Annotated in this window: 13 protein-coding genes; 3 read left to right on the top strand and 10 right to left on the bottom strand. The window is 71.8% G+C overall.

Annotated elements, in window-relative coordinates; genetic code table 11:
• Positions 1–6: 6 nt before the first annotated feature.
• From BJY17_RS00455 to BJY17_RS00440, 4 genes are all read right to left on the bottom strand, one after another.
• Entirely contained in the window at positions 7–2,115 is a 2,109-nt protein-coding gene (locus BJY17_RS00455; protein ID WP_179549637.1) for an iron ABC transporter permease, read from the bottom strand.
• Positions 2,087–3,067: an iron-siderophore ABC transporter substrate-binding protein gene (locus tag BJY17_RS00450; RefSeq protein WP_179549636.1), complete on the bottom strand. Its 981-nt coding sequence runs from the start codon at positions 3,065–3,067 to the stop codon at positions 2,087–2,089. Before BJY17_RS00450 ends, BJY17_RS00455 begins: the two co-directional genes overlap by 29 nt.
• A 66-nt stretch (positions 3,068–3,133) precedes the next feature.
• Positions 3,134–4,006: an ABC transporter ATP-binding protein gene (locus BJY17_RS00445; protein WP_179549635.1), complete on the bottom strand. Its 873-nt coding sequence runs from the start codon at positions 4,004–4,006 to the stop codon at positions 3,134–3,136.
• A 108-nt stretch (positions 4,007–4,114) separates the two neighbouring features.
• Positions 4,115–5,539 (bottom strand): amidase, encoded by a 1,425-nt coding sequence (locus BJY17_RS00440; protein ID WP_179549634.1) that lies wholly within the window; start codon positions 5,537–5,539, stop codon positions 4,115–4,117.
• 48 nt (positions 5,540–5,587) lie between these two features.
• Here BJY17_RS00440 and BJY17_RS00435 point away from each other — a divergent pair, with 48 nt between their 5' ends.
• On the top strand, positions 5,588–6,205 hold the full coding sequence (locus BJY17_RS00435) for a hypothetical protein (protein WP_179549633.1): 618 nt from the start codon (positions 5,588–5,590) through the stop codon (positions 6,203–6,205).
• Positions 6,206–6,265: 60 nt separating this feature from the next.
• On the opposite strand, the gene BJY17_RS00430 is transcribed toward BJY17_RS00435, so the two are convergent.
• The 6 genes from BJY17_RS00430 to BJY17_RS00405 form a co-directional block, all read right to left on the bottom strand.
• On the bottom strand, positions 6,266–6,844 hold the full coding sequence (locus BJY17_RS00430; RefSeq protein ID WP_179549632.1) for a GNAT family N-acetyltransferase: 579 nt from the start codon (positions 6,842–6,844) through the stop codon (positions 6,266–6,268).
• A gap of 55 nt (positions 6,845–6,899) precedes the next feature.
• The gene (locus BJY17_RS00425; protein ID WP_179549631.1) at positions 6,900–7,595 is read right to left on the bottom strand and encodes a uracil-DNA glycosylase; all 696 of its coding nucleotides are present in this window, start codon (positions 7,593–7,595) and stop codon (positions 6,900–6,902) included.
• Positions 7,596–8,315: a Type 1 glutamine amidotransferase-like domain-containing protein gene (locus BJY17_RS00420; protein WP_179549630.1), complete on the bottom strand. Its 720-nt coding sequence runs from the start codon at positions 8,313–8,315 to the stop codon at positions 7,596–7,598. It abuts the gene before it with no gap.
• Positions 8,312–8,836: a phosphoribosyltransferase gene (locus BJY17_RS00415; protein ID WP_179549629.1), complete on the bottom strand. Its 525-nt coding sequence runs from the start codon at positions 8,834–8,836 to the stop codon at positions 8,312–8,314. The genes BJY17_RS00420 and BJY17_RS00415 overlap by 4 nt, the downstream gene beginning before the upstream one ends.
• A 66-nt stretch (positions 8,837–8,902) precedes the next feature.
• Positions 8,903–9,694: a potassium channel family protein gene (locus BJY17_RS00410; protein ID WP_179549628.1), complete on the bottom strand. Its 792-nt coding sequence runs from the start codon at positions 9,692–9,694 to the stop codon at positions 8,903–8,905.
• 2 nt (positions 9,695–9,696) lie between these two features.
• A complete protein-coding gene (locus BJY17_RS00405) occupies positions 9,697–10,482 on the bottom strand; it encodes an SDR family NAD(P)-dependent oxidoreductase (RefSeq protein WP_179549627.1) in 786 nt (261 codons plus the stop codon).
• A gap of 48 nt (positions 10,483–10,530) precedes the next feature.
• On the opposite strand from BJY17_RS00405, the gene BJY17_RS00400 reads away from it, so the two are divergent.
• Positions 10,531–11,631, top strand: coding sequence for an acyltransferase family protein (locus tag BJY17_RS00400; protein ID WP_179549626.1), 1,101 nt, complete (start codon positions 10,531–10,533; stop codon positions 11,629–11,631).
• Between the two features lie 168 nt (positions 11,632–11,799).
• Positions 11,800–13,122, top strand: coding sequence for a bifunctional o-acetylhomoserine/o-acetylserine sulfhydrylase (locus BJY17_RS00395; protein WP_179549625.1), 1,323 nt, complete (start codon positions 11,800–11,802; stop codon positions 13,120–13,122).
• Positions 13,123–13,166 lie beyond the last annotated feature (44 nt).

The raw sequence follows: 13,166 nt of genomic DNA, 5'->3' as shown, positions 1-13,166 counted from the left end.
CGTGGGTCAGGCGCTCCGGCGCGAACGCCAGAGCAGCCAGACGAAGTAGGGGGCGCCGACGACCGCGGTGAGCAGGCCGGCGGGCAGCTGAGCCGGCGCGATGACCGTGCGGCCGAGCGTGTCGGCGACGCACACGAGCAGCGCGCCGAGCAGCGCCGCCAGGGGCAGCACGAGGGCGTGCCGGGAGCCGACGAGCGCCCGCGCGGCGTGCGGTGCGACGAGACCGACGAAGCCGATGACGCCGACCGCCGAGACCGCGGTCGCCGTGAGCGCGACGCTGACGGCGAGCAGGCCGAGGCGCGCCGAGCCGAGCCGCACGCCGAGCACGCGCGGGGTGTCGTCGTCGAAGGCGAGCAGGTCGAGTTCGCGGCGCGCCGAGGCGAGGAGCGGCACGGCGACGAGGATCACGATCGCGAGCGGGATCAGCTGGGGGAAGGTGCGTCCGTAGGTGGAGCCCGACATCCAGGTGAGCGCCTTCGCCGCGTTGTAGGGGTCGGTCGCGATGATGAGCATCGAGGTGATGGCCCCTGCGGCGGCCGAGACGCCGAGCCCGATCAGGATGAGCCGCGTCGAGGCGAGGCCGCCCCGCATCGCCAGCCCGAACACGATGAGCGCCGCGAGCGCGGCACCGGCGAGCCCGCCGACCGTCACGCCGAGGAACGTCGCGAGCGGCCAGAAGGTGATCACGAGCACGGCGCCGACACCGGCGCCTCCGGTGACGCCGAGGATGGCGGGCTCCGCGAGCGGGTTGCGCGAGACCGCTTGCACGACGGTGCCGGCGAGTGCGAGCGCGGCGCCGGCGAGGATCGCCGCGGCGACGCGGGGCGCACGCGTGTTCATCACGAACTCGACGAGCGGCCCGGCCTGCCCGGTCATCCAGTTGAGCACGTCGCCGCCGAGCATCTTGGCGTCGCCGAGGAGCAGCGAGACGAACGCGAGCACGACGAGCAGCACGGCGGATGCCGCGATCACGAGCCCGCGCCCGCGCGGCGAGAGCCCGGCGCCGATGACGAACCCGGTGCTGCTCTCGGAGGAGGCGCGGGCGCGCAGGGCGAGCGCGATGAGGAACACCGCGCCGAAGATCGTGGTGACGACACCCGTCGGGACCTCGACGGCCGCCTGCCCGCCGAACGCGAGACGCAGCAGCACGTCGGCGCCGAGTACGACGATGACGCCCATGACGGCCGCGGCGGGGATGAGCAGCACGTGCCGCTGCATGCCGGGCACGCGCACGGCGATGAGACGCACGATCGCGGGCGCCGCGAGGCCGACGAAGCCGATGGGTCCGGCGACGGTGACGGCGGCCGCCGAGAGCAGCACGGAGATCAGCAGGCCGATGAGGCGGGTGCGACGCACCGGCACGCCCAGCACCGTGGCGGTGTCCTCGCCGAGCGCGATGAGGTCGAACCGGCGCGCGAAGAGGAGGAGCGCGGCGACCGCGAGCAGCACGACCGGGCCGAAGAGGAGCATCGGCTCCATGCCCGTCTGGGCGAGTGTGCCGTTGCCCCATGCGAAGAGGCCCTCGGTGCGCTCGGGGAAGAGCAGCAGCAGCATCGTGGTCAGCGCGCTGAGGGCGAGCGCGATCGCCGATCCGGCGAGCACGAGGCGCACGGTGCCGCCCCCGCGAGCGCCGCCCGCCGAGAGGGCGAGCACGAGACCGGCCGCCGCGAGGCCGCCGAGGAAGGCGACCACGCCGCCGCCCGCGACGGGCAGCGCGATGCCGAACGCCGCGACCGCGACGACCGCGAGGTACGAGCCGGCGTTGACCGCGAGGGTGTCGGGCGAGGCGAGCACGTTTCGCGAGATGCTCTGCATCACGAGACCCGCGACGCCGAGGGCGACGCCGATGAGCACGCCGGCGGCGAGGCGCGGCATCCGCGAGGCGAGGAGCACCGCGGCCGACTGGTCGTCGGACGCACCGGTGAGGAGTCCGAGCAGCTCGGGCAGGCCGACATCCGCCGAGCCCTGCGTCACATGCACCGCGGCGAGCAGCGTCGCGACGACGAGCCCGAGCGCGATGAGGAGCACCGCGCCGAGGCGAGGCCGGGTGGCCCCGCCTCGGGCGGGAATCAGTGCTTCAGCCTGTTCAGCCGGCAAGGGTCGCGACGACGGCATCGATGTAGTCGTTCATCGACGAGGGGCCGCCGAACATCCAGATGCCGTCGGGCAGGCGGTGCACCTTGCCGCTCTGCACGAACGGCAGCGACGTCCACACGGCGTTGTCCGCGAGCTCGACCTGGTAGGCGTCGGCCTCGCCGTTCGTGATGTAGAGGAACTCCACGTCGCCGACGGCGGTGAGGCCCTCGACGTCCGTCGAGCCGAGGCCGTAGTCGGCGTCGCCCTCACCGGTCCAGGCGTTCTCGAGGCCGAGCTCCTCGGTCACGGCGGTCAGCAGCGCGCCCTCGGCGAACGGGCGGATCGAGACCTGGCCGCCAGTCGCCCAGGAGTCGCTCATCATGAACGGGGCACCGGCGAGACCCGCGGCCTCGAGCGCCGCCTTGCCCTCGGCGAGCTTCTCGTCGAAGCCGGCGAGCAGTTCCTCGCCCTCGGCCTCGTGACCGGTGGCGGTCGCGATGCGCTCGAGGTTCGACTCCATCTGGCCGATGGGGTTCGAGGCGTCGGCGCCGCGCACGACGAGCACGGGGGCGAACTCCTCGATCTGCGCGATGACCGACTCCGAGAGGTCGGTGGTGGTCAGCACGAGGTCGGGCGCGAGGCCGGCGATCGCGTCGACCGAGGGCTCGCCGCGGCCGCCGACATCCGTGACGCTGTCGTCGAGGGCCTCGGACTTCACCCAGGCGCCGTAGCCTTCGACGTCGGCGACGCCGACCGGCATGACGCCGAGTGCGACGAGGTTCTCGGCGGTGTTCCACTCGAGGGCGACGATCTTCTCCGCGGGGGCGGCGAGCTCGACCGATTCGCCGCGGTCGTCGGTGATGACGATCGCGGCATCACCGCTCGCTGCACCGGCCTCCTCGGTCGTGCCGCAGCCGGTCAGCAGCAGCACGGATGCCGCGGCGAGGGCGGTCAGGGCGATGGTCGGCCGGGTGACGGCAGCTCTTCTCATGATGTCCTTCGATCGGTGCGCGGGCATGGGTGTCCCACGCGAGGGGGGTTTCGGGGTGGCGCCGTGCTAGGCGACGGCGAGTCGTGCGACGCGTTGGCGGGTGTTGTAGCGGCCGATGGGGCACGTCGTGATGCAGCCGCGGTCGTCGACCTCGACGTCGACGCGGATGCCGTAGGCCGAGCTCAGCACGTCGGAGACGAGCACCTCGGCGGGGGTGCCGACGGCGCGGACGCGGCCGGATTCGAGCAGCACCACCCGGTCGGCGACGGCGGCGGCCTGGTCGAGGTCGTGGAGCACGACGCCGATGGTGACCCCGTGCTCGTCGGCGAGCTCGCGAATCAGGTCGAGGAGCTCGACCTGGTAGCGCAGGTCGAGATAGGTGGTCGGTTCGTCGAGCAGGAGCACGCTCGTGTCCTGCGCGAGGCACGAGGCGAGCCACACACGCTGCAACTGACCGCCCGAGAGGCGGTCGACGGGCTGCTCGGCGAATTCGGCGACGCCCGTGAGCTCCATGGCGCGAACGACGATCGCGGCGCCGTCGGCGTCGCCGGCGATCCATCGGCCGCGGTGCGGGTGCCGGCCGAACTCGACGAGCTCGCGCACGGTGATGCCGCCGGGGGTCGGCCGGCTCTGGGCGAGCAGGGTGACGCGCCGGGCGAACTCGCGACCGTTCAACGAGGCGGCGTCGATGCCGTGCTCGAGGAGGTCGGCGGGCTCGGTGCCGTGCGCCCCCTCGCTGATGGTGTGGCCGTCGTCGGCTGCGAGCAGCACGCGACCGGCGTCGGGCCGGTGCAGGCGGGCGAGCGAGCGCAGCAGCGTCGACTTGCCGCTGCCGTTCGGGCCGACGAGCGCGGTGACCTTACCCGGTTCGAGGTGGATCTCCGCGCCGTGCACCACGGGGGCGCCGTCGTAGGAGAGGGTGAGGTCGAGACCGAGCATGACTTCAACTATAGGTGAGGCTTACCTAACTCCGTCAACCCGGTCCCGCAATCGGCCGTCACAGACCGTCGGGCAGACCTCTCGGCGCGGCCCGGCGCGCGCTGACGATCACCAGATATCCGGGTGCCGACGGCTCCGCCCCACCCGCCGTTCGAGCTGCGCGGCGATCGAGAAGAGCGTCGCCTCCCCGCCCGGGCGCCCGATGAGCTGCACGCCCATCGGCACGCCGCCCGAGGTCTCCGACACGGGCACGGTGATCGCCGGCAGCCCCGAGACGTTCACGAACGACGTGAACGGCGTGAACTGCACCTGCTGGGCGAAGTTGCGCTCGCCGTCGTCGGGGTCGTACCAGCCGACCGGTCGCGGCGTCATGGCCAGTGCCGGCGTCAGCACGGCGTCGTACGAGGCGAACCGGCGGATGACGCGCTCCTCGAACCCCGTGAGCCACGCGAGCGCCTCGGCGAGCTGACGAGCCGGCAGCGCCCTGCCGCGGGCGAGCAGCCATCGCGTCAACGGCTCGAGCAGCGCCTCGGGCTCCCCGTCGACCGGGATCGTCGCAGCTCCCGCCTGCCAGATCGTGCGGAACGCCTCGGAATAGCCCGGCTCCGGCGCGGGCGCCATCGCCTCCATGCCGTGGCCGAGGCGCTCGAGGGCTTCGATGGCGACGTCGAGCGCAGCGCGCGCTTCGGGGGCGATCGCGATGTCGTAGGCGTCGTCCCACGGAGAATCGGTCATGACGCCGAGCTGGAACCGGCCCTCGCCCCGGATCGCAGCACCGAGGAACGGCCCGTCGTCGCCGGCCGCACGCAGCGCGAACCGGTGCGCCGCCGGATAGCCCGACGGCGCGATCAGCCCGTCGAGGAGCAGCGCAGCGTCGGCGACCGTGCGCGCGAGCGGCCCGGCGACGCCGAGCCCGGCGAGGCTCGTGAGCCCGGACCCGGCGGGCACCCTGCCACGGCTGGGCTTGACGCCCACGAGCCCGCACGAGGCCGCCGGGATGCGGATGGACCCGCCGCCGTCGGACCCGGGCGCGAACGGCAGCATTCCGGATGCCACGGCCGCCGCGGCTCCCCCGCTCGAGCCGCCCGCGCCGAGCGCGAGGTCCCACGGGTTGCGCGTCGGCGTCGTTCCGACCCCCTCGGTGTACGAGGGCAGCCCGAACTCCGGGGTCTGCGACTTGCCGAGGCTGACCGCCCCGGCCGCGTCGACCGCCTGCACGAGCTCGTCGGAGGCATCCGGCACGAAGTCGGTGAAGACCCGGGATCCGAAGCGGGCGGGCACGCCGGCCCGCAGGTGCAGGTCCTTGTCGGCGAGGGGCAGTCCCCACAGCGGCGCGGTCTTCGGCACGTCGGCCGTCACGTGGCGGGCCCGTTCGAGCGCCGCCTCGGGCGTGACGGTCGCGAAGGCGCCGACCTCGGGGTCCAGCCGTTCGATGCGGGCGAGGTAGTGCTCGGTCAGTTCGGCGGGCGAGACGTCGCCCCGCTGCAGCATCTGGTGGAGTTCGAGGGCCGTGTGATCGTGCAGAGACGTCATGCATCGAGCCTACGGCCGCGTCCGGGGGGACGACGCTATCGTGAGGCCATGCAGGCGATCACCAGGCATCCGCTCGTCTGGGGCGCGGCCTGGGCGGCGCTGTTCGGCGCCGTCATCGTCGTCGCCGTGGTCCTCGACTGGCCGACCTGGGCGTGGTCGCTGCTCGTCGTGCTGCTCGTCGCCCCGAGCCTCACCGCGACGATCGTCGTGCTCCGCGCGACGCCGCGCGACCACCTCGAGCACCGCACCTCGGTGTTCGGCCACTTCTTCGCGCGCTACCTGACGCTCGTGCTCGCCTTCTTCGCGTGGTCGGGATCGGTCGTGCTCGGCGCCGCCATCTCGACCTCGATCCAGCTCGCCGCCGAGGGCAAGGAGGAGGAGATCACGGGTATCGGATTCGACGTGCTCTCCGCACTCACGCCCCTGGCGGCGACCGTGCTCTGGGCCGCGCTCGTCGTGCGCTGCTCCTGGTTCCTCGCACGTCTCCGAGGCTGGGGCGAGGCGCCCGTGAGGAGCGAGGTGCCCGATGCGCTGCTCGAAAATCGTCCGAGCCTGCGACGGATCGCGATCGGCCTGGCGCACCCCGGACTCCTGCTCGCGACGGGGCTCGCGTCGGCACTGCTCGCGATGCTCGCGGCCGAGGTCGAGCTCAGCTTCTTCACCTGAGCCCCGCGGAACGCCGTCGCGACGACGCGGTCGACGACGCGCGCCGCGGCATCCGCTCGGCTACTTCAGCGACCGCTGCAGCAGTACCGTGCCGAGCCAGCGGTCGAACTTGAAGCCCACACGCCCCATGCGGCCGATCTCCTCGAAGCCGAACTTCTCGTGCAGCGCGATCGAGGCCTCGGCGCCCTGGTCGGCGATGACGGCGATCATCTCCTTGAGGCCAGCCGCCTTCGAGCGTTCGATGAGCTCGGCGAGCAGCACGCGGCCGAGTCCCTTGCCGGATGCCGCGGGGCCGAGGTAGATCGAGTTCTCGACTGTGAACCGGTAGGCGCGCTTCGGCTTCCACGGCGACACGAGGGCGTAGCCGAGCAACTGGCCGCTCGGCGACTCGGCGACGATGAAGGGCATGCCGAGCTTCTCGAGGTAGGCGAACTTCGCCTTCCACTCCTGCAGGGTCATCGCGTCCTCGTCGAAGGTGACCGTGGAGTTGGCGACGTAGTAGTTGTAGATCTCGCGGACGGCCGGCAGGTCGGTGGCGGCGGCGTCGCGGATCGCGTACTCGAACGGCGCCTCCGCGGGCACGGGCTTCCGAAGGTGTGGCGGCAGCACGCGGCGCTCCTGGTATTCCTCTTCGAGCATGCGGCCCAGAATACCCGCGGCGTGTTGCGGCCGGGTTACGCGGTCGCGGTGCCGGTCACACCGGCAGGCTCCAGTCGACCGGGTCGGCACCCTGCGCCTCGAGCAGCGCGTTCGCCCGACTGAACGGCCTCGACCCGAAGAAGCCGCGCGACGCCGAGAGGGGGCTCGGATGCGCGGACTCGATCACCGGCGTCGAACCGAGCAGCGGCGCGAGGCGCTGCGCGTCGCGCCCCCAGAGGATCGCGACGAGCGGGCGATCGCGAGCGACGAGCGAGCGGATCGCGTGGTCGGTGACCACCTCCCAGCCCTTGCCGCGATGCGAGCCCGGCGCTCCGGGCTCGACCGTCAGCACCCGGTTCAGCAGCATGACCCCGTTCGCGCTCCAGTGCGTGAGGTCGCCGTGCACGAGCGGCGCGACGCCCAGGTCGTCGACGAGTTCGCGGGAGATGTTCGCGAGGCTCCGCGGCAACGGGCGCACGTGCGCGTCCACCGCGAACGAGAGGCCGATCGGATGCCCCGGCGTGGGGTACGGGTCCTGACCGACGATGAGCACCCGCACGTCGTCGAGCGGCGCCCGGAACGCGCGCAGCACGTGCTCGCCCGCGGGGAGGTACCCGCGCCCGGCCGCGGTCTCGGCCCGGAGGAACCCGCCCAGATCGACGATCGTCGGTGCCACCGGGGCGAGCGCCTCGGCCCAACCGGGGTCGAGCAGCCCGGCCGCGAACTCCTCGGGCAGCTGCACCGAGGCCACTCAGATGCCGATCGTGGAGACCAGCACGCCGCCCTCGGTCGGCAGCACCCGCCAGACGCTGCCCTCGCCCTCGGCACCGAGCCGGCCGTCGCCCACGATCAGCGCCGTGCGCTCGTCGATGCCGAGCCCGCCGGCGATGAGCCCGGACTCGACGGCGGCGACCAGTCGGGAGAGCATGCCGCGCTGGGCGACGTGCACCTCGATGGCGACGTCGACCAGGCCGATCCCGGACTCGATCTCGAGCTCGAGTCCCGGCTCCTCCGGGTCCTCTGGGGCGACGGGCACGCCGCCGATGCGAGAGCCGCCTCCGAGTGAGCCCTCAGCCGCGACCATCGCGCCGGCCGAGACACCGAGGTAGGGCACGCCGTCGGCGACCTGCCGACGGAGCTCCCCGAACAGCGGCTCGAGGCCGGCGCGCACAACTTCGACGACGCCGCCGCCCACGGCGATGCCGTCGACGTCGGCGATCGCGCTGAGTGCGACCGGCTCGCCGGGCCGCCCTGCGGTCGTATGCGCCTCGATGCCGGCGCCGGCGGCGGTCAGCAGTTCGGCGAGCGCGGCGGCCTTCTCCTGCGCCTCGGGGTGCAGCGAGATCACGGCGATGCGCGGCCGGGCGCGGCCTGCTGCGCTCGCCCGGGCTGCGGCCTCGGCGACGAACGGTGCGTACAGCGCGGCATCCGCGACGGTGGTCGCCCCGCCGCCGATGAGATGGATGCTCACGCGACGCCCTCGACGACCTCGACGGGCGGCAGCGCCGACCACGGGAAGACGATCCAGTCGTCGGTGCGGCGGTAGTCGAAGTCGGGCGCGAGCACCGTGTGGGACTTCGTGTAGAGCGTCGCGGTGCGCACCTCGGCGCCCTCGTCGGTGAGCAGGGCGAGCACCTTCGCGAGCGTGCGGCCCGAGTCGGAGACGTCGTCGACGAGCAGCACGCGCTTGCCCCCGAGCGCGGGTGCGTCGAGCATCGGCGGGTGCAGCACCGGCTCGGGCAGGCGCTCGTCGATGCCCGAGTAGAACTCGACGTTGATCGAGCCGCACGCCTTGGTGCCGAGGGCGTAGGAGATGGCCCCCGCGAGCAGCAGCCCGCCGCGGGCGATCGCGATCACGACGTCGGGGCGGAAGCCCGAGCGGAGCACGTCGCCGGCGAGCGTGCGCGCCGCCTCGCCGAACTCGTCCCAGGTGAGGATCTCGCGCTGGATGCCATCGGATCCGAGGGCTGCGTCGTTGGCGTCGAAGGTCATGCCATCAGGGTATCCGCCGAAGCCGCATCCCGGCGCGCCCGAGCGGATGCCGCGGATCCGCTCGCCTCAGATCTCGCGGTCGGTGAGCGGATCGTCGGGCGCGTCGGCGAGCAGGTCCGCCATCGGGATGGGGCCCTCGACGGGCTCCTCCTCGGTCGTTGCGGCGGACGATGCCCCGCTCGCCGTGACCGTCGCCTCGTGCGAGATCCGCACGAGGCCGATGCGCTCGTTGATGAGCGAGATGATCGTGGCCGACGCGGTGCCGACGATCGCCACGCCGCCGGCCATGAGCAGCACCGCGTAGAGGCGTCCGGGCACCGTGATCGGATAGGCGTCGCCGTAGCCGACGGTCGCGACCGTGACGACCGCCCACCACAGGGCCTCGCCGAAGCTCGTGATCGATGCGCCGGGCGCGTCCCGCTCGACCGACAGGGTGGCGAGCGAGATGAAGTAGATGAACAGCACCGAGTAGCAGATGGCGTAGATCACGATGTTGGTGCGCACCGCTGCACCGCTCTTCCGCTGCAGGTACGGCACTTCGCGCAGCAGCACGAGCACCCGGAAGGCGCGGAACACGGGCAGCAGGGCCGAGAGCACGTCGATCGGGTGCGTCCCGATGAAGTGCCACTTGTCGCCGTGCGGGGTCAGCGAGACGCGCACGACGAGGTCGACGATGAACACCACCCAGGTGATGCCGAGGATGACCATCAGCCAGAAGCGCACCTCGGGGGGCAGGTCCTGCACGAGCACGAGTACCGAGTAGGCGATGATGAAGGCGACGCCGAGCGCGAAGAGCGGCACGGTCGTGCGCTGCTCCCAGCCGTGGCGGCGGGGGGCGGGTGCCGACCGATGCGCCATGATCAGGCGCCTTCCGGGCGCACGGCGAGCGGCCCCTTGGTGAACCGGTACGGCGCGGCCTGCGCGACGGGCTTGACCACGATGAGGTCGAGGTCGACGTGCCTGGGTTTCAGCACCGCGTCGGTGATCACCGCGGCGATGTCCTCGGCCACGAGCGGCTCGGGCACGTCGTCGTAGACGGCTTCGGCCCGTGCGCGGTCGCCGCCGAACCGCACGAGCGCGAACTCGTCGGTCTTCACCATGCCCGGCGCGATCTCGATGACCCGCAACGGTTCGCCGTTGAGCTCGAGCCGCAGCACCTCGGTGAGGGCGTGCGCGGCGAACTTCGCGGCGTTGTACCCGCCCCCGCCGACGTAGGCGGTGTGCCCGGCGATCGAGGTGACGTTGACGATGTCGGCGACCCCGCGATCGACCGCCCCGCGGCGCAGCAGCGGCAGCAGTGCGCTCGTCACCCGCTTCAGGGCGAGCACGTTGACCTCGAACATCCACGCCCAGTCGTCGATGTCGGACGCCTCGACCGAGTCGAGCCCCTTGGCGCCGCCCGCGTTGTTGACGAGGGCGTGCACGGGGCCGGTCGACTCGAGGTGGTCGCGCAGCCGGTCGACGTCGGCCTGCTTCGTCAGGTCGGCGACGACGACGGATGCCCCGGTCTCCTCGGCGAGCGCACGCAGGCGCTCCTCGCGGCGCGCGACCCCGACGACGTCCCATCCGGCCGCGCGGAACGCGCGCACGGTCGCCTCGCCGATGCCGGAACTCGCACCGGTCACGACCACTCGCAGCTCGCTCATGCGCCCATTCTGCCCTGCCCGGCGCCGCTCGTGCGGTTGAATGGACTGATGCATTCGCGACAGACGGCGACCCCGGCCAGGCGCAGACGTGTCCCGATGTGGGACAACGCCCGCTGGATCGCGATCACGCTCGTGGTCATCGGCCACGGCATCCTCCCGCTCATCGGCGAGTCGAACTCGGCTTACAGCGTCTACCTGTTCATCTACTCGTTCCACGTTGCCGTCTTCGTCACGGTCAGCGGGTACTTCGCGAAGTCCGGCCCGCCGAGCGCCAAGGCCCTGCGCCAGGTGCTCACCGACATCATCTTCCCGTTCCTCATCTTCGAGACGATCTGGACGATCATCAAATGGCTGCTCGGGAGCGAGTTCTCACTCGACTTCGCCACGGCGTCGTGGACGCTCTGGTTCCTCATCGCCCTCGCGGTGTGGCGCATCGTGCTGCCGTACCTCGTGCTGCTGCGCTACCCGCTGCTCATCGCGATCGCGATCTCGATCGGCGCCGGGTACACCGAGTCGATCGACTCGACCTTCGCCCTCTCCCGCACATTCGGCATGCTCCCGTTCTTCGTGTTCGGTTGGAAGCTGCGGCAGTGGCAGCTGACGGGCCGCTGGCTCGAGCTCCGCTCGGCCGTGGCCTGGCGCTGGCGGGCCGGCGCGATCGCGTTGTTCGGCCTGACGCTCGTGCTCATGCCGCTCGCGATCGAGACGTGGCGCGACCTGAAGCTGCGCCGGTTCATGCTCTACGACGAGTCGTACGAGGCCATCGGCTACGACGAGCCGTGGTCCGGCGCCATCCGGTTGGGACTCCTGCTGTTCGCGATGCTCCTCTCGGTCGCGTTCCTCGTGCTGATGCCGCGCGGTGCGCACTGGTTCACCCCGTTCGGCGCCGCGACGATGTACATCTACCTGCTGCACACCTTCGTGCTGTTCCCGTTCCGCGAGACCGACGTGCTCGCCGGCGACCAGCCGTTCTGGGTGCTGCCGGCGATGATGCTCTTCTGCGTCGCGATCTCGATCGTGCTCTCGCTGAAACCGGTGCGCCGGGTGTTCCGGCCGCTCGTCGAGCCCCGGGCGCGGTGGATGTTCCGCCCCGAACCGTCGACGGCGACCGGCACGATCGTGCTGCCGCCCGACGGCGAGCTGCGCTGACCGCAGCGGCCGCAGCGCCCTGAGCGGATGCCTCAGGCCCGCGCGCTCCGAGCGGATGCCTCGCGCGTGACGCCGTGTTGCGGCATCCGTTGCCCGTCGTCCCCTGCCCGCCTAACGTGGCTCGAAAGCCGCGGCGAACCCGCCCGAGCCGTTCCTGAGGAGACGTCCATGACCGAGACCGCCGACTGGCGCTTCGAGACCAAGCAGGTGCACTCGGGGGCCGCTCCCGACCCCGTGACCAACGCCCGCGCCACGCCGATCTACCAGACCACGTCGTACGTGTTCAACAGCGCCGAGCACGCGCAGAACCTGTTCGCGCTCGCCGAGTTCGGCAACATCTACACGCGCATCCAGAACCCGACGCAGGCCGTGGTCGAAGAGCGCGTCGCGGCGCTCGAGGGCGGCACCGGCGCACTGCTCGTCGCCTCGGGGCAGTCGGCGGCCACCTTCTCGGTGCTGAACATCGCCCAGGCCGGCGACCACATCGTCTCGTCGTCGTCGATCTACGGCGGCACCTACAACCTCTTCAAGTACACGCTCGCCAAGCTCGGCATCGAGGCGACGTTCGTCGAGAACCAGGACGACGCCGACGAGTGGCGCCGTGCCGTGCGCCCCAACACGAAGCTCTTCTTCGCCGAGACGATCGGCAACCCGAAGATCAACGTGCTCGACATCGGCCTCGTCTCCGACGTCGCGCACGAGTCCGGCGTGCCGCTCATCGTCGACAACACGATCGCGACGCCCTACCTGATCCGCCCGTTCGAGCACGGCGCCGACATCATCATCCACTCGGCCACGAAGTTCCTCGGCGGCCACGGAACGACCATCGGCGGCGTCATCGTCGACGGCGGAACGTTCGAGTGGTCGAAGAACGTCGAGAAGTTCCCCGGCCTGACCGAGCCCGACCCGTCGTACCACGGCGCGAGCTACACGGCGGCGGTCGGCGACGGCCTCGCGTACATCATCAAGGCCCGCGTCCAGCTGCTCCGCGACCTCGGTGCGGCGATCTCGCCGAACAGCGCCTGGCTGCTGATCCAGGGCATCGAGACGCTCTCGCTCCGCATCGAGCGTCACGTGCAGAACGCCCAGGAGATCGCGGAGTGGCTCGACAACCACCCCGACGTCGCGAGCGTCAACTACTCGGGCCTGCCGTCGAGCCCCTGGTACGCGGCCGCGAACCGGTACGCCCCCAAGGGCGTCGGCGCGGTGCTCTCGTTCGAGCTGAAGGGCGGCGTCGACGCCGGCCGTGCGCTCGTCGACAGCCTGTCGCTGTTCAGCCACCTCGCCAACATCGGCGATGTGCGCTCGCTCGTCATCCACCCGGCGTCGACCACGCACTCGCAGCTGACGCCCGAGCAGCAGCTCACGACCGGTGTCACGCCGGGCCTCGTGCGCCTGTCGGTCGGCATCGAGAACATCGACGACCTGAAGGCCGACCTCGAGGCCGGCTTCGCCGCCGCGCGCGCCGCCACCGAGGCGGCTCGCGTCTGACGCAGCACCACCGATGACGGATGCCGCGGGCCTGCATGGGCCCG

The sequence above is a fragment of the Agromyces hippuratus genome, from assembly GCF_013410355.1.
GTDB lineage: Bacteria > Actinomycetota > Actinomycetes > Actinomycetales > Microbacteriaceae > Agromyces > Agromyces hippuratus.
The sequence above is the reverse complement of the archived record's forward strand: the minus strand, read 5'-3'. Positions and strand labels throughout refer to the sequence as shown.